This is a genomic window from Amycolatopsis roodepoortensis, assembly GCF_014873915.1.
Lineage (GTDB): Bacteria > Actinomycetota > Actinomycetes > Mycobacteriales > Pseudonocardiaceae > Amycolatopsis > Amycolatopsis roodepoortensis.
Genome location: NZ_JADBEJ010000005.1, coordinates 3,210,753 through 3,226,185, shown reverse-complemented (window position 1 = coordinate 3,226,185; position 15,433 = coordinate 3,210,753). Strand labels below are relative to the sequence as shown.

14 protein-coding genes are annotated in these 15,433 nt (G+C 69.5%); 9 read left to right on the top strand and 5 right to left on the bottom strand.

What is annotated here, in order from left to right; genetic code table 11:
• The first annotated feature begins 7 nt into the window (after nucleotides 1-7).
• On the top strand, nucleotides 8-703 hold the full coding sequence (locus H4W30_RS34340) for a TetR/AcrR family transcriptional regulator (protein WP_192746368.1): 696 nt from the start codon (nucleotides 8-10) through the stop codon (nucleotides 701-703).
• A gap of 9 nt (nucleotides 704-712) precedes the next feature.
• Nucleotides 713-1,918, top strand: coding sequence for a PP2C family protein-serine/threonine phosphatase (locus H4W30_RS34335; RefSeq protein ID WP_192746367.1), 1,206 nt, complete (start codon nucleotides 713-715; stop codon nucleotides 1,916-1,918).
• Between the two features lies 1 nt (nucleotide 1,919).
• Here the strand turns inward: H4W30_RS34335 and H4W30_RS34330 are convergent, their stop codons facing one another.
• A complete protein-coding gene (locus H4W30_RS34330) occupies nucleotides 1,920-2,528 on the bottom strand; it encodes a YdeI/OmpD-associated family protein (protein ID WP_225949960.1) in 609 nt (202 codons plus the stop codon).
• Nucleotides 2,529-2,579: 51 nt separating this feature from the next.
• Here H4W30_RS34330 and H4W30_RS34325 point away from each other — a divergent pair, with 51 nt between their 5' ends.
• Nucleotides 2,580-2,942, top strand: coding sequence for an arsenate reductase family protein (locus H4W30_RS34325; RefSeq protein ID WP_192746366.1), 363 nt, complete (start codon nucleotides 2,580-2,582; stop codon nucleotides 2,940-2,942).
• Here the strand turns inward: H4W30_RS34325 and H4W30_RS34320 are convergent.
• On the bottom strand, nucleotides 2,869-4,104 hold the full coding sequence (locus H4W30_RS34320; RefSeq protein ID WP_318780715.1) for an MFS transporter: 1,236 nt from the start codon (nucleotides 4,102-4,104) through the stop codon (nucleotides 2,869-2,871). The two genes, H4W30_RS34325 and H4W30_RS34320, sit on opposite strands and share 74 nt — an antisense overlap.
• 75 nt (nucleotides 4,105-4,179) lie before the next feature.
• On the opposite strand from H4W30_RS34320, the gene H4W30_RS34315 reads away from it, so the two are divergent.
• Nucleotides 4,180-4,722 (top strand): ArsR/SmtB family transcription factor, encoded by a 543-nt coding sequence (locus tag H4W30_RS34315; protein WP_192746364.1) that lies wholly within the window; start codon nucleotides 4,180-4,182, stop codon nucleotides 4,720-4,722.
• A 3-nt stretch (nucleotides 4,723-4,725) separates the two neighbouring features.
• Here H4W30_RS34315 and H4W30_RS34310 read toward each other — a convergent pair whose 3' ends face one another.
• Nucleotides 4,726-5,883: an epoxide hydrolase family protein gene (locus H4W30_RS34310; RefSeq protein WP_192746363.1), complete on the bottom strand. Its 1,158-nt coding sequence runs from the start codon at nucleotides 5,881-5,883 to the stop codon at nucleotides 4,726-4,728.
• 61 nt (nucleotides 5,884-5,944) lie between these two features.
• On the opposite strand from H4W30_RS34310, the gene H4W30_RS34305 reads away from it, so the two are divergent.
• Nucleotides 5,945-6,904 carry a helix-turn-helix transcriptional regulator gene (locus H4W30_RS34305; RefSeq protein WP_192746362.1) on the top strand — a complete coding sequence of 320 codons (960 nt, stop codon included), beginning with the start codon at nucleotides 5,945-5,947 and terminating at the stop codon, nucleotides 6,902-6,904.
• Nucleotides 6,905-7,070: 166 nt separating this feature from the next.
• Here the strand turns inward: H4W30_RS34305 and H4W30_RS34300 are convergent, their stop codons facing one another.
• Both H4W30_RS34300 and H4W30_RS34295 read right to left on the bottom strand, forming a co-directional pair.
• A complete protein-coding gene (locus H4W30_RS34300; protein ID WP_192746361.1) occupies nucleotides 7,071-8,732 on the bottom strand; it encodes a sulfatase-like hydrolase/transferase in 1,662 nt (553 codons plus the stop codon).
• Between the two features lie 62 nt (nucleotides 8,733-8,794).
• Complete coding sequence (locus H4W30_RS34295) at nucleotides 8,795-9,916, bottom strand: PucR family transcriptional regulator (RefSeq protein WP_192746360.1); 1,122 nt, start codon at nucleotides 9,914-9,916, stop codon at nucleotides 8,795-8,797.
• A gap of 144 nt (nucleotides 9,917-10,060) precedes the next feature.
• Here H4W30_RS34295 and H4W30_RS34290 point away from each other — a divergent pair, with 144 nt between their 5' ends.
• The 4 genes from H4W30_RS34290 to htpG are packed head-to-tail and all read left to right on the top strand — an operon-like array spanning nucleotide 10,061 to nucleotide 15,430.
• Nucleotides 10,061-11,284, top strand: coding sequence for a YncE family protein (locus H4W30_RS34290; protein ID WP_192746359.1), 1,224 nt, complete (start codon nucleotides 10,061-10,063; stop codon nucleotides 11,282-11,284).
• Nucleotides 11,281-11,898: a hypothetical protein gene (locus tag H4W30_RS34285; protein WP_192746358.1), complete on the top strand. Its 618-nt coding sequence runs from the start codon at nucleotides 11,281-11,283 to the stop codon at nucleotides 11,896-11,898. The genes H4W30_RS34290 and H4W30_RS34285 overlap by 4 nt, the downstream gene beginning before the upstream one ends.
• Before the next feature lie 50 nt (nucleotides 11,899-11,948).
• Nucleotides 11,949-13,535 carry an alkaline phosphatase D family protein gene (locus H4W30_RS34280; RefSeq protein WP_192746357.1) on the top strand — a complete coding sequence of 529 codons (1,587 nt, stop codon included), beginning with the start codon at nucleotides 11,949-11,951 and terminating at the stop codon, nucleotides 13,533-13,535.
• 29 nt (nucleotides 13,536-13,564) lie between these two features.
• The gene (htpG, locus tag H4W30_RS34275) at nucleotides 13,565-15,430 is read left to right on the top strand and encodes a molecular chaperone HtpG (protein WP_192746356.1); all 1,866 of its coding nucleotides are present in this window, start codon (nucleotides 13,565-13,567) and stop codon (nucleotides 15,428-15,430) included.
• Nucleotides 15,431-15,433 lie beyond the last annotated feature (3 nt).

Below are 15,433 nucleotides of genomic sequence, written 5' to 3'. Positions count from 1 at the left end.
TCACCGCATGGGCGCGAAGCGGACGAAGGCGCGGCCGGGTGAAGGGGAGAAGCTGCGGGGCGAGATCCTGTCCGCCGCCGATGCCCTGCTCGGCGAGGCGGGGACCGACGAGGCGCTGACGCTGCGTGCCGTCGCACGCCGGACCGGCGTCTCCACGCCGTCGGTCTACGCCCATTTCCCGAGCCGTGACGCACTTCTGGAGGCGGTCTGCCTGCGGGTGTGGGACGAACTCGCGCGCCGGATGCGGGAACACGCCGTCGAGGTCGCCGATCCGATGCGCGCGCTCAGCCGGTGCGCGCGGGTGTACGCGCGGTTCGCGCTCGACCATCCGGTCCAGTACCGGGTACTCCTGATGCGTCCCTCCGGCGGTTCGTCGCCCGGCGCGGTCGCCTGTTTCCGGTATCTCGCCGACGCGACGGCCACCTGCGTGCGGGCCGGGATCCTGCACGGTGAGCCGGAAGTCCTCGCGATGGGGCTCTGGTCGGCGATGCACGGCTGCGTGAGCCTTCTGATCGCCCAGCCGGGTTTCGGCTGGCCGGAGGAACCGGAAGCGCTGATCGACACCGTCATCCGGATGGCCGGTCTCGGCACGGCGCTCGCCTCCCGCGTGCCCCGGGACGCCATTCCGCCGAGTGCCGTATTGGCGGAAGACCTCGACGGGCTGGCGGCGGGCTGGGCGGTGTCGGCGGGGCGGACTGGATAGGCTCTGCGCATGTCCGAGACCCCGACCGCCGCCGATCGGCTCCAGGTGCTCGAGGCCATCACCGACACGTCCTTGGGGAAACTCGGTCAGGACAAGGTGATGGCCACGCTCCTCGCGCGTGTCCGCGAGGTCCTCGGGGTCGACACGGCCACGGTGCTCCGGCTCGACCCGACCGCGCAGCAACTGTATGCCATCGCCGCCTCCGGGATCGAGGAGGAGGTCTACCAGGACGTCCGGATCCCCGTCGGAGCCGGTTTCGCGGGGCGGGTCGCCGAGCAGCTGCGACCGGTGATCATCGACCACGTCGACGAGACCACGGTGGTGAACGCGCTCCTGTGGGAGCGGGGGCTGCGCACGCTGCTCGGCGTGCCGATGGTGGCCGAGGACGAACTGGTCGGTGTGCTCCACGTCGGGTCCTTGACGCCGCGGGAGTTCTCCGAGGCCGACGTCGAACTGCTGCGGCTGGTGGCCGCGCGGCTCGCGCTGGAGGTGAAGATAGACATCGCCGCCAGCGATCGCGCGGCCGCCGCGGCGCTGCAGCGGAGCCTGGTGCCCGCCCGGCTGCCCGCCGTCTCCGGGATGAGGTTCGCCGCCCGGTACGTGCCGGGGACCGAGCCCGGCGTCGGCGGTGACTGGTACGACCTGTTCCCGTTGCCGGACGGCCGTCTCGGCATCGTGATGGGCGACGTCGCCGGGCACGGCCTCAACGCCGCGGTGATCATGGGCCGCCTGCGCAGCGCCCTGCGCGCCTACGCGCTCGAATCGGTCGACCCGGCGGAAGTGCTGTCCAAACTGGACCGGAAGGTCCAGCATTTCGAGCCGGGAGCGCTGGCCACTGTCGTGTACGGGTCGGTGTCGGCTTCGCGGGACAGCATCGCGATCTCGCTGGCCGGGCACCTGCCGCCGATACTCGCGGCGCCCGGCGAGCCCTCGGTGTTCGTCAAGGCCCCGGTCGACCCGCCCATCGGCGTCTCCGGGCCAGGGCGCCGAAGAGTCGAGCTCGACCTGCCGCCCGGCGCCGCGCTCGCCTTCTACACCGACGGTCTCGTGGAGCGCCGGGATCAGCTGATCGACATCGGCCTGCAACGGCTCGCCGACGTGGTCACCGCCGACCCGCCTTCGATGGTCTGCGCCCGGGTGATGGCCACGCTCGTCGGCAGCACGCCGGCGCAGGACGACATCGCCCTCCTCGTGGCCCGATGCGAACCGAACTGAGTCACCGGGCCGGGTGATTGGCGCGGCGGTTCACGGCCGCGAGCTCGACGGTCCTGGCGATCCGCCGCTCCCGGGTTTCCGGCTTCTTCGCCGTCAGGATCCATTCCAGGATCAGCCTTTTCGACGACGGCGGGAACTTCTCGAAATGGGTGCGGGCGGCCTCGTCGGCGTCGAGCCGGGCGCGCAGGTCCTCGGGGACGCCCTCGCCGTCCGGCACGACCTGCCAGCGGCCCTTCTCCTTGGCGAGGTCGATCATCGCCTGCCCGCGTCCGGTCATCTGCCCCTCGGCGATCAGGCGCGCGGCCCGCTCGCGGTTGACGCGGCTCCACGAACTCCGTGGGCCGCGCGGTGTGAACCGCAGCCGGGAACTCGTGGCGTCGTGCTTGCGGTGCAGCCCGTCGATCCAGCCGAAGCACAGGGCCTGCTCCATCGCCTCTTCGATCCGGATGCTCGGGACGCCGCTGCCCTTGTGCCGGATGACCAGCCAGACCTCCTTCGCGGTCCCGGCGTGCTCGGCGAGCCAAGCGCGCCACTCGGCGGGGGAGGCGGCGCTGAAGGTGATCTCGTCCATGGCCGGGTTCCTTTCGTCGTAGGAGTCTGTGACCATCATCGGAACCAAAGTGCTCACCGAGTGAGCGCTTTTCGAAAGGAGGTGGCCCGGATGGAGATCTGGGTGAACCCGGCGTGCTCCAAATGCCGGTCCGCGGTGTCGATGCTGGACGAGGCGGGAGCCGAGTACACCGTGCGGAAGTACCTCGAAGAGCCGCCGACGGCGAAGGAACTGAAGACCGTTCTCAAGCGGCTCGGGCTCGAACCGTGGGACATCACCCGCACCGCCGAGCCGATCGCGAAGGAACTCGAGCTGAAGACGTGGGGGCGCACGCCCGCCGACCGCGATCGGTGGGTCGAGGCGCTGGTCACCCATCCGAAGCTGATCCAGCGGCCGATCATCACCGCCGACGACGGCACCACCGTGGTCGCGCGGACCCCGGAGGCCGTGCGGTCGGTGCTGCCCGAGGGGTGAGCGGCAGCAGCGCCAGGATCACGGCGGCCGCGCCCGCGAACACCGGTCGTAGCCCGAAGACCTCCGCGAGCAGCCCGGCCGCCGCGGCCCCCAGCGGTTTGGTGCCCCACGCGACGAGCCGGTGGCCGCTGGTGGCCCGCCCCAGCAGGTGATCCGGGATGATCCGCTGCCGCAGTGAAACGACGACGACGTTCCACACCATGACCCCGGCCCCGCCGAGGAAGAAGACCGCGCCGATGACATACGGATTCGTGGTCACCGCCGGGATTCCCGCGAACGCGGCGCCGGTGAACAGGGTGAGCGCCAGCGTGCGGGAGCGGCCGAGCGCGAGTTCCACGCGCTCGGCCGCGAAAGACCCCGCGAAACCGCCGAGGGCGATGGTGGCGAGCAGGAATCCGTAGGCCTGCTCGGACAGTCCTATCGCCGACGACGGGCCGACCGCGTAGAGCACGAAGAGCGTGATCACGGCGCTCGTGGCGAGGTTGAACCCGCCGACCATGATCGCCAGGATCCGGAGAAGCCGGTTCTCCCAAAGGAAACGCAGGCCCTCGACCAGATCTTCGCGCACGCTCGCGTCCCGCGTCCGTCCGGCGCGGAACGAACCGGGGACGAAGAAGAGCGCGGCCACCGCGACGATCCAGAGCACCGATGGCGCCGCGAACGCGACGGAAGCGCCTACTGCGACAAGGAAGCCGCCCAGTGGTGGGCCGGCGAACTCGTTGGCGGTGAGTTCGGCGGCGTAGAGACGGCTGTTGGCCCGCGTCAGCCGGTCACGACCGGCGATCTGGGGGAGGATCGCCTGGGCGGCCGTGTCGTGAACCGTTTCGGCGACCCCGATCCCCAGCGCGACCACGTAGAGCAGCCAGATCGAGCCGAATCCCAGCGTGATCACCGCCGCGAGTGCGGCGAGCAGGCTCGCGCGGACCACGTTGGCGGTGAGCATCGCGCGGCGCCGGTCGACGCGGTCGGCGAGTACCCCCGCGTGCAGGGCGAACAGCAGCCATGGCAAGGACGACACGACCGCCAGTCCCGCGATGAGCGCCGGTGACCGGGTGAACTGGACGGCCACCAGGCCGAGCGCGATCTTGACGATCCCGTCGGCCAGGTTCGACAGCCCCGACGAACTCCACAGCCGCCAGTAGGCGGTCCCCAGTGCGGTCACCGATCGAGGATCGCACATCGATTGAGAAAACTCCATCGATGTTTCTCTTCTCCATCGGTCGGCTACGCTGCGGTCATGGACGATCAGGTCGCCGCGAGGGTCGCGGACCGGCGGCGGGAGGCGACGGCGCGTGAGGCCAAGGCGCTCGGGCATCCCTTGCGGCTGCGTATTCTCCGGCTCTGCGGCGAGCGGGAACTGACCAACAAGGAACTCGCCGTCCGGCTGGACAAGGACCCCGGCACCGTGCTCTACCACGTGCGGCAGCTCGCCGAGGCCGGTCTGCTGGAACAGGCCCCGGTGCGCACCGGCGCGAGCGGTGCGCTGGAGAAGCCCTATCGCAGCGCCGGCAAGTCCTGGTGGCTGGACGGGCCGCTGAACGGCGAGGACGAAGACACCCGATTCGGGCCGATCGAGGCCTTCCAGGACGAACTCCGCGAGGCCGGGCCGGGTTCGGTGCGGGTGGTCGAGCGGTTCGCGCTGCACCTCTCGCCGGAAGAGGCCACCGAACTCGACAACCGCATCCTCGACATTCTCGACGAGTACGTGGCGACCGATCAGCAGCGGCTCGACAAGCCGCTGCTGAACGGGATCTTCCTGTTGCACCGCATGGCCGAGTGAGTCTCAGGTCAGTTCGCGGAAGAAAGCCCGGATGTCGCCCAGCAGCAGATCCGGCGCGTCCTGTGTCGCCCAGTGGCTGCCGCGGTCGAACTCCTGCCACGACACGATGTTCGCGTGGTCCCGTTCGGCGAAGCGCCGCAGCGGACGGAAGTCGTAGGCGAAACTCGCCAGACCGGTCGGCGCGGTCGTCGGCTCGGCGGGGTGCTCCGTGTGCTTGTCCTCGTAGTAGAACCGCGCCGCCGAAGCCGCGGTGTTGGTGAGCCAGTACAGCGTGGCGTTGGTGAGCACGTGGTCGTCGCTCGTCGCCGCGAGCAGTTGCGCGCTCCAGGCCAGCTGCCCGGTCGGCGAGTCGGCCAGCGCGTGCGCGAGGTTCTGCGGCGCGCTTTCCTGAAGTTTCGCGTAGCCGGACATGTCGTCGTTGAAGGTCTGGAGGAACTGCATGTACTCCAGTTCCTTCTCGGTCATGCCTTCGAACTCCGCCGGGTCGCCGCTGGGGAACGAGAACAGCTGCGTGACGTGCACGCCGATCACGTGCTCCGCGTCGACGCGGCCGACCTCGGGGGCGACGAACGATCCCGCGTCGTTCCCGTGCGTGCCGTAGCGCTCGTAGCCCAGGCGGCGCATCAGCTCGGCCCAGGCCTGCGCCGTGCGGTACCGGTTCCAGCCCTTTTCCCGCGTCGGGCCGGAGAAGCCGAACCCGGGCAGCGACGGGATGACCACGTGGAACGCGTCGGCCGGGTCGCCTCCGTGGGAACGCGGGTCCGTCAGCTGGTCGATCAGGTCGAGGTATTCGAAGACCGAGTTCGGCCAGCCGTGGGTGAGGATCAGCGGCGTCGCGTCCGGCTCCGGCGAACGGACGTGCAGGAAGTGGATGTTCTGCCCGTCGATCTCCGTGGTGAACTGCGGGTACTCGTTGAGCTTCGCCTCCCACTTGCGCCAGTCGTAGCCCTCGCGCCAGTACGAGACCAGGCGCCTCACGTACTCCAGCGGCACGCCGTACTCCCAGCCCGGCGTGACCGGCCCGCGCTGCACCCCGTCGGTCACCTGGTCGGCGGGCAGTTCGTTCGCCCAGCGGACGCGGGCCAGGCGGTCGGCGAGGTCGTCCAGCTCGGCCTGCGGGACCTCGACGCGGAAGGGCTTGATCTCGGTGTTTTCGCTCATAGGACCAAGGTAGAGTGGCATTAGGAACAGACCGTTCCTAATGGAGGAGCAGCCTGAAGAAATGTTGGAAACTTCGGCACGATTACTCCGTTTGCTCTCCCTCCTGCAGACTCCCCGCGACTGGACCGGCACCGAGCTGGCGGAACGTCTGGAGGTCAGCGCCCGCACGATCCGCAACGACGTCGAACGGCTGCGCGCGCTCGGCTATCCGGTGAACGCCACCCGTGGTTCGGTCGGCGGTTACCGCCTCGGCGCGGGCGCCGATCTGCCGCCGCTGCTGCTGGACGACGAGGAGGCGGTCGCCGTCGCGATCGGCCTGCGCACCGCGGCGGGCGGCACCATCGCGGGCGTGGAGGAGACGTCGTTGCGCGCGCTCGCCAAGCTGGAGCGGGTGCTCCCGTCCCGGTTGCGCCGCCGAGTGAACGCCCTGCAGGCGTACACGGTCCCGGTGCCCAGGGACGAACCCGGGCCGCGTGTCGCCGCCGAGACGCTCACCGTGCTGACGGCGTGCTGCCGGGACCGTGAGGTACTGCGGTTCGGCTACCTGACCCACGACGGTTCGGAAAGCGTCCGCAAGGTCGAGCCGTACCGCCTGGTGAACTGGGGACGCCGCTGGTACCTCGTCGCGTGGGACCTAGACCGCGGCGACTGGCGCACCTTCCGCGTCGACAGGCTGACGCCGCGAGTTCCCACCGGTCCGCGGTTCACCGCGCGTGAACTGCCCGAGGACGTCACCGACCGCGTGCGGCGCGGGGTGTCGTCCGCCGCTTGGCGCTACCGGGCCGACGTCACCGTGCACGCGTCCGCCGAAGAGGTGACCGCGCGGATCAACCCGGCCGTCGGGACGGTGGAGGCCGTCGACGCGAACACCTGCGTCCTGCACACCGGCGCGGACAGCATCGAGACGATGGCCGTCCACTTAGGACTCCTCAACCTCCCTTTCCGCGTCACCGAACCCCTGCAGTTGGTCGACTACTTGCGCGAGTTGGCCGACCGGTATCGCGACGCGACCCGCCCTTAGCCGACTAACCGCGGGGGAGGGGGAGGGCGAGGTGTCGCGAAAGCCACTTTCGGGACGTCCAGGGTCGCGAAAGTGGCTTTCGCGACACGCCGTCCGGGCAGGGGAGGGAGGCGCGACCGGGCCGGGCCCTCGGCGCGACCCGCAGTTAGTCGGCTAAGTGCGGGGGTTAGCGGGCGAAGGTGGTCAGGAAGCGGTCCCGGAACGCGTCCATTCGCCACACCGGCGCGTTCCGGTCCGGGTTCAGGCCGTCCTGCCAGTTCCAGCCCGCGATCTTGTCGAGCACCGCCGGGTCCCGCGTGACCACCGTGATCGGGACGTCGTGATCCGCGCCCGCGCCGGCGACGATCGGGTTCGGCTGGTGGTCGCCGAGGAACACGAGCACGAGATCGTCGTCGCCGTACGTCTCCACGTACGAGATCAGCGAGTTCAGCGAATAAGCGATCGAGTCTCCGTACGCGCCGCGCACCTTGGCCGGGTCGGTGAACACCTCTTCGGGCGTTTTCCCTTGTGAAGGCATGGGATCGTAGATCGACCCGTCACCGACGTCCTTCCAGTCGACCAGGCGGGGCAGCGGCGTCCACGGCCAGTGACTGGTGACGAGGTCGATCTCCGCCATGAGCGGCGGCCGGTCCCGTTGCGCGCGTTCGGCGCGCTGGAAAGCCGAAAGGGTGAACTGGTCCGGCATCGTGGCGTAGGAGAACGGCGGGCCGCGATACCCGATGGTGCGTGAGTCGTAGTAGCGGTCGTAGCCGTAGACCTTGCCCTCCGGCCAGTCCTCGGTATGCGCCGGGACGACACCGACCGTCTCCCAGCCCGCGCGCTTGAACGCACCCCCGAGGGTGAACCGGTCGGTCTTCACGAAGTCGTCGTACCGGTGCTGGCTGTCGACCCAGACCCCGGATTGGAACGTCGAGTGCGCCAGCCAGCTGCCCGCGCTCGTCGTCGGCGACGTCAGAAAAGCGCTGCGCGAGTCGTATCCGGCGTTCTTCAGCCGCGCCGTCCCGGCGTCGAGCACCGCGTCGATCTTCGGCGCGATGTCCGAGTCCTGGACGGCCACCCGCCCGTAGCTCTCGACGAAGGTGAACAGCACGTCCTTGCCGCGCAACGCGTTCAGCAGCCCGGAGGCCGGAGTGTCACGGAAGGCGTCGACGGCGATCTCCTCGGCGAAGGCCTCCCTGTCCCGGATGCCGGCTCGCACCTCACGGAGGTCTTCGTAGGCGAAGGCGACCGCGCTGCGCGAAGCGAACGGCTGTCCCGGAGCGAGTTGCGCGCCCGAGACCGCGCACGCCATCCAGAGCACGCTGAGCACGGCCGTCACCCGGGTCGACGCGGTGCGCCGTCCGGCCACCACCCGGCTCAGCCGCAGGACGGCCAGCGCCATCAGCACGATCACGACCACGGCCAGCAGCGTCAGCCCGGCGAACGACGCGAGCGCGCCCGCCCGGCCGATCGACGTGCCGAGCAGGTCGACCCCGTTGCCGAGCACACCCCAGTCGAACACCGGGTTGAACCGCCGGTTCAGCGCGAGCCCGAAACCGATGTCGATGGCCTTGAGCACGGTCAGGAGCCCGAGGAACGCGCCGGCCGACACCGCGACGACGCGCCGCGCGCCGTCGCGCAGCATGAGCACGACCGCGACTCCGAGCAGCGCCTCCACCGGCAGCCGCACGAACGCTTCCGGCGTCAGCCCTTCGAGGTCGGCCGGCGCGAGCAGGGCGAACAGCACGAGTACCGCCGACGCGGTCGTGGCCGCGCTGGACGCGATTTCGCGGGCTGTCGTCCGGTCGCCGGGCAGGCCGACCAGGGCGGGACGCGGGAAAACCGACAAGGCGGGTTCCTTCCGGGATGGACTGCCTTCATCGGGTTACACGGACGAGGAGCCCCGGCGGTTCAGCCCGAGCGCCACGTGCGCAGCGCCCACCACCAGTTGACGGTGTGCCGCACATCCGGCGGGTCGAGCGACGTCCCGGTGATCTCGCCGAGCCGGGAAAGCCGGTACCGGACGGTGTTCGCGTGGACGTGCAGCGCGGCGGCCGTCTGGTCGAGCCGCCGCCCGTGGTCGAGGTAGGCGAGCGCGGTCGAGACGAGTTGTTCGTGGAAGGGATCGCCTGGCGTCAGCGCGTTCAGCAGGGTGCCTTCGAGCAGCGCGGCGAGCCCCGGCTGGGCGGCGAGCGCGGTCTCCACGGCCAGATCCGCCACCGCGTGCAGGCCGCGTGATCCGGCGGCGGCAGGCAGGGCCATCACGCACAGCGCGTGTGTGCCGCGGACCTCGGCGAGCGGGACGGCGGGGGAGGCCACCATGAGCACGTCGTCCCCGAGCGCGGACGCGGTGGGCAGCCGCGGCGCCAGCCCGGCCAGCCGGCCTTCGACCAGGCCGAAGACGCCACCTGTCGCGCCGAGCCGCCGCTCGACGACCCGGGCCTGGTACGGATCGCCGACGTCGGTGAGCAGACAGTGGTAGCGCCCGCCCGGGTTCAGCCCGGCGTTCGCGACCTCCTCGGCAGACGGCGCCGTCGTGTCGCCGCCCAGCAACCGCCGCAGCACCCGGGCACGGCTGTCGTGCGCCGTGCGGGCGAGTTCGAGTTCGGCTTCGTGATATCCGGCGATGACCTGGCGTTCGAGCGCGCGCGTGTTCCGGTCGAAGTCGACCAGCGCCGCCAGCATGACGCCGTCCGGCACCCCGGCCGCCTTGCCGCGTCCGACGGCGATCTCCACCGCGCGGCTGCGGCCCGCCTGCACCCCGCGCAGCAGCGCGGCGAGCGGCACACCCTGCGCGGCCCGGTCCGCGCCCAGGTCGGCGGCCGCCGCGTAGTCCTGCTCTCCGGCGCCACCCGGCCGATCGAACGAGGCGAGCCCGGCCGCGAGCACGATCGCGACATGCCGCCGGTTCTCGTCCACCGGCAGCCGCGCCACTTCGGGCGATTCAGTGCGGGCGGCCCGGACCACTTCGTCGACGACCTCGGCGTCGGCCGCCATCTCGGCCAGCAGGTCGTGGAGCGACCGGTGCGCCATCGCCACCGCCTTCCCGCGCGGATTGTGCCCGGTGCACAACGAAGCCGTCGGTCGTTGGCGACCGCCCCCTACCGAGGGTGTCCGGCCGGTTGGTTTCCTGTGAGCTACCGAAAGGTAACAGGCCCTCGCCGAAAGGTGCGCCCGATGCGGAAACGCCGGTTGCTGAACACCGTCCTCGTGACCTGCCTGGCCGCGGCACTGGGCTCGGTGCCCGCCGCCGCGGCGGACGAACTGCGGCAGGTCCTGTTCGTCGGCAACAACTGGGAGGGGACCGCGGACATCATCGCGCCCTCCGGCGACTACGCGAAGATCGCGCGCGTGAACATGGTGCCGGACAAGGACGAACGGCTCACCGAGATCTACCTGAACCCGATCAAGCTCGCGTTCTTCCTCGGCATCCGCAACGGCGTCGGCGAGGGCCACGACCAGCTCGTCGACGACCTCTACACGACCCCCGACGGCCGTGCGGTCGTCGCGTCCCGCCCGAGCTTCGCCGACGTCGTGTCGATCGACCTCGCCACCGGCCGGGTCAACTGGCGGTTCCCGGTGTCGGGTTTCCGCTCCGACCACATGGCGGTCTCGCCGGACGGCCGCAGCATCGCGGTCTCCGCTTCGACGTCCAACACCGTCCACGTGCTCGACATCGAGACCGGACGGCAGCTCGGCTCGTTCAAGACCGGCGACAAACCGCACGAGAACACCTACACCGACGGCGGCCGCTACCTCTGGAACAGCTCGATCGGCGAGGTGAACACCGCGCTCGACGCGCCGTGGCAGGACTTCACCAAGGGCGACCGGAAGCTCACCGTGGTCGACGCGAACACCTTCCAGCAGGTCAAGGTGATCGACATGCGCCCGCGCCTGGACGCCTTCGGCCGCAAGGACCTCTCCGACTCGGTCCGGCCGGTGGCCTTCACCCCGGACGAGTCGAAGCTGTACTTCCAGGTGTCCTTCTTCAACGGACTCCTCGAATACGACGTCGCCGGCGACCGGATCACGCGGTCGAAGACGCTGCCGAAGAACCCGAACACCAGTGAAGACCGCACGACCTGGGTCAACGACTCCCGCCACCACGGACTCTCGATGAGTCCGGCGGGCGACAAGCTCTGCGTCGCCGGGACGATGGACGACTACGCGACCATTGTGGACCGGGCGAGCCTCCGGGAAGGCCCGCTCGTGACCGCCGCGAAGCCGTACTGGGCGACCGTGAGCGGCGACGGAAAGCATTGCGTCATCTCGGAAAGCGCCTCGGACCAGGTGACCGCGATCGACTTCGCGACCGGCGCGAAGGTGAAGTCCGTCCCGGTCGGCGACCACCCGCAGCGCATCCGGATCGGCCACGTGCGCACCGGTACTCTGCGCGGGTGAGCGAAGAGATCTGGGCGGCCCTCGGTGCGACGACCCTCGACGAGGTGCGGCGCCGCGCCGCGGTGATCGACGCGGTCACCGAGATCGAGCCGGTCGAGGTGGACGGCGCGGTGCGGTACGCCTGGAACGACGGCGGCGGCCAGTCGGCGGTCTGGTACTTCACCCCGGACGGGCGCGCGCTGCTGCTGACCTTCGACCACGAATCGGCGTTGAACCTGTACGCCGAAGGCACCTACGAGGAGCAGGAGGCGCTCTACGGCGGCGTCCCCGAAGACCTCGTCGCGCTGGTGCGGAACCGGCCGGAGAACTACGAGTCCCTGAACATCGTCGACGCGGGCACCGGGCAGACGATCCTGTACGCCGGCGGCGTGTTCTGGTTCGACGGCACGAAGTGGGCACAGGCCGACGGCTTCCTGGAGCACTGCCGCCGGGAAGGCCTGGATCCGCTGGGCGAGTCGGGGTTCACCTACTGCCTCGGTGACTACCGGTTCGGCGACGAGTTCACCCCCGAGCTGATCGTCGAGGACCGGGCCGCCGACGGCTGGTACGAGGACGACGCCGACCGGGAGAAGGCGCTGGCCGAGATCCGCGAGATCTTCGCGCGGCTCGGCTGAGGAGTCCGCTCAGCGCACGATCTTGGCGTCGCTGTGGCACCGTTTCAGGAATGAGTCTGCTCCTGGGCCCGTTGCTGCGGCACGTCGACGACGTGTCGGCGACGGTGTGGGTCGAGACCGCCACCGCGAGTGAGGTCGAAGTCCTCGGCACCACCGCGAGGACGTTCGAGATCCGCGGTCACCACTACGCCCTGCTCGTGCTGACGGGCCTCGAACCCGGCTCCTCCCACGAGTACGACGTGCGCGTGGACGGCGAAAAGGTCTGGCCCCCGGAGGATTCCGGGTTCCCGCCCAGCCGGATCCGGACGCTGCCCCCGGACGAGTCCCGGGTCCGGCTCGTGTTCGGTTCCTGCCGCAAACCGCACGAAGACGACGCCTTCGGCCCGGACGCGCTGGCCGCGTACGCCCGCCGGATGGCCGAGGGCGAGGAAACCGAGTGGCCGCAGGCGTTGCTGATGCTGGGCGACCAGGTCTACGCCGACGAGACCACCGACGAGACGCAGGAATGGCTGAAGCAGCGCCGTGACACGTCGAAACCGCCGGGCACGGAGGTGACGGATTTCGAGGAGTACACCCGCCTCTACCTCGAAGCCTGGGGTGAGCCGTCGATCCGCTGGCTGCTGTCCACCGTGCCGACGTCGATGATCTTCGACGACCACGACGTCCGCGACGACTGGAACACCTCCCACATCTGGCGGCAGCAGATGCGCGCGCAGCCGTGGTGGCGGGAGCGCCTGCGCGGGGCGATCATGTCGTATTGGGTCTACCAGCACCTTGGGAACCTCGGCCCCGCCGAACTCGCCGAGGACCCGACCTTCCAGAAGGCCATCGTCTCCGGCGGGGACAACGCCGGCCTGCTCGCCGAGTTCGCCGACGAAGCCGACGACGACCGCGACGGCACCAAGGGCGCGCGATGGAGTTACCGCCGCGACTTCGGCTCGGTGCGGCTGCTGGTCATCGACAGCCGTGCCGGGCGGATCCTGGTGGGCGGCGCCCGGTGCATGGTGGACGACGACGAATTCGATTGGATCGAGGACAACGCCGCGTCGCCCTGTGATCACCTGCTGATCGGCTCGTCGCTGCCGTGGCTGCTGCCGCCGGTCGTGTCCCATCTCCAGTCGCTCAACGAACGGGCCTGCGCGCGCCCAGGCTGGCGGGGCAGGCTCGCGGAGAAGATCCGGCAGGCGGGCGACCTCGAACACTGGGCCTCGTTCCGCGCGTCGTTCGACCGGCTCGCGGCGATGATCGCGCGCGAGGGACGCCGGGCCGATCCGCCCGCCACCATCGCGGTGCTCTCCGGCGACGTCCACCACGCCTACATCGCCGAGGCGCGGTACCCGGAGCCGGTGACCTCGGCGGTGTACCAGCTCACCTGCTCGCCGGTGCACAACGCGATGCCGCGGCCGCTCCGGCTTGCCTTCGGCGCCACCTGGTCGGCCCGGCTGGCGTCGCTGGCGCGCCGCTGGGCCGAACGCGGCGGTGTCGAACCCCTTCCGCTCGAATGGCGGAAGACGTCGGGACCGCATTTCGGCAATGTCATCGCGACCGTCGAGACCGACGGCCGATCGGCCGTCACGACGATCGAACAGGCCACCGGTGAGGGGCTGGCCGAGGTGGCCAGGCAGAGGCTGGCCTGAGCCCGTTCCACGCTGGGTAATATCGGCGCGTGACAACCTCTGCCGAAACACTCGAGTTCCAGTCGGAGGCACGTCAGCTGCTGCAGCTGATGATCCACTCGATCTACTCGAACAAGGACACCTTCCTGCGGGAACTGGTGTCCAACGCCTCCGACGCACTGGACAAACTCCGCCTCGAAGCGTTCCGTGACAAGGACCTCCAGGCGGACACCGACGATCTCCACATCGAGATCGCGACCGACCCCGAAAACCGCACGCTCACCGTGCGCGACAACGGAATCGGGATGAGCCGGGACGACGTCGTGGCGCTGATCGGCACGATCGCGAAATCCGGTACCGCCGAATTCCTGAAGAAACTGAAGGAGACCAAGGATTCCGCGGCTTCGCAGGATCTCATCGGTCAATTCGGCATCGGCTTCTACGCCAGCTTCATGGTGGCCGACAAGGTCACGCTGCTGACCCGCCGCGCCGGATCCGACGAGGGCGTCCGCTGGGAGTCCGAGGGCGAGGGCACGTACACCATCGAGACGGTCCCGGACCTGCCGCAGGGCACGTCGGTCGTCCTGCACCTCAAGCCCGAGGACGCCGAAGACCAGCTCTTCGACTACACCTCGGCCACGAAGATCAAGCAGATCGTCAAGAAGTACTCGGACTTCATCACCTGGCCGATCCGGATGACCGAAGGCGACGAGGTCGTCACGGTCAACTCGATGAAGGCGCTGTGGGCCCGCCCGTCCAGCGACGTCACCGAAGACGAGTACAACGAGTTCTACAAGCACGTCGCGCACGACTGGAACGACCCGCTGGAGACCATCCGGCTCCAGGCCGAGGGCACCTTCGAGTACCAGGCGCTGCTGTTCCTGCCCGGCCACGCGCCGCTCGACCTGTTCATGCGGGAGCGCAAACGCGGCGTCCAGCTGTACGTGAAGCGCGTCTTCATCATGGACGACTGCGAAGCGCTGATGCCGGAGTACCTGCGCTTCGTGAAGGGCGTCGTCGACGCGCAGGACCTGTCGCTCAACGTCTCGCGCGAGATCCTCCAGCAGGACCGGCAGATCCAGCTGATCCGCCGTCGCCTGGTGAAGAAGGTCCTCTCGACGGTCAAGACCATGATGGCCGACGAGAACCCCTACAAGTACGAGACGTTCTGGAAGGAGTTCGGCCGCGCCGTCAAGGAAGGCCTGCTGGACGACCACGAGAACCGCACCGCCATCCTCGACATCTGTTCGTTCGCCTCGACGAACGATCCGGAGAAGCTCACGTCGCTGCGTGAGTACGTCGAGCGGATGAAGGACGGCCAGGAGCACATCTACTACCTGACCGGCGAATCGCGGCAGAGCATCGAGAACTCCCCGCATCTGGAAGCCTTCCGGGCCAAGGGGTACGAGGTGCTCGTGCTCACCGACCCGATCGACGAGATGTGGGTCGACGCCGTCTCCGGCTACGAGGAGAAGCAGTTCCAGTCGGTCGCGAAGGGCGAGGTCGAACTCGACTCCGACACCACCGACGAGCAGAAGGAAGAGTTCTCCGGGCTGCTGACCTGGCTGACGAAGACGCTCGAAGACCAGGTCAAGGAGGTCCGGCTCTCGTCGCGGCTGACGACGTCGCCCGCCTGCATCGTCGGCGACACGAACGACGTCACCCCGACGCTGGAGAAGATGTATCGCGCGATGGGTCAGGAACTGCCGCAGATCAAGCGGATCCTGGAACTCAACCCGGGCCACCCGCTGGTGTCCGGGCTGCGGTCCTCGTTCGCCGAGAAGGGCGAGTCCGAAGGTCTCGCGGAGACCGCGGAACTGCTGTACGGCATGGCTTTGCTAGCCGAAGGCGGCGAACTGGGCGACCCCGCCCGCTTCACCAAGCTGCTGGCCACGCACCTCCAGAAGACCCTGTAGCCC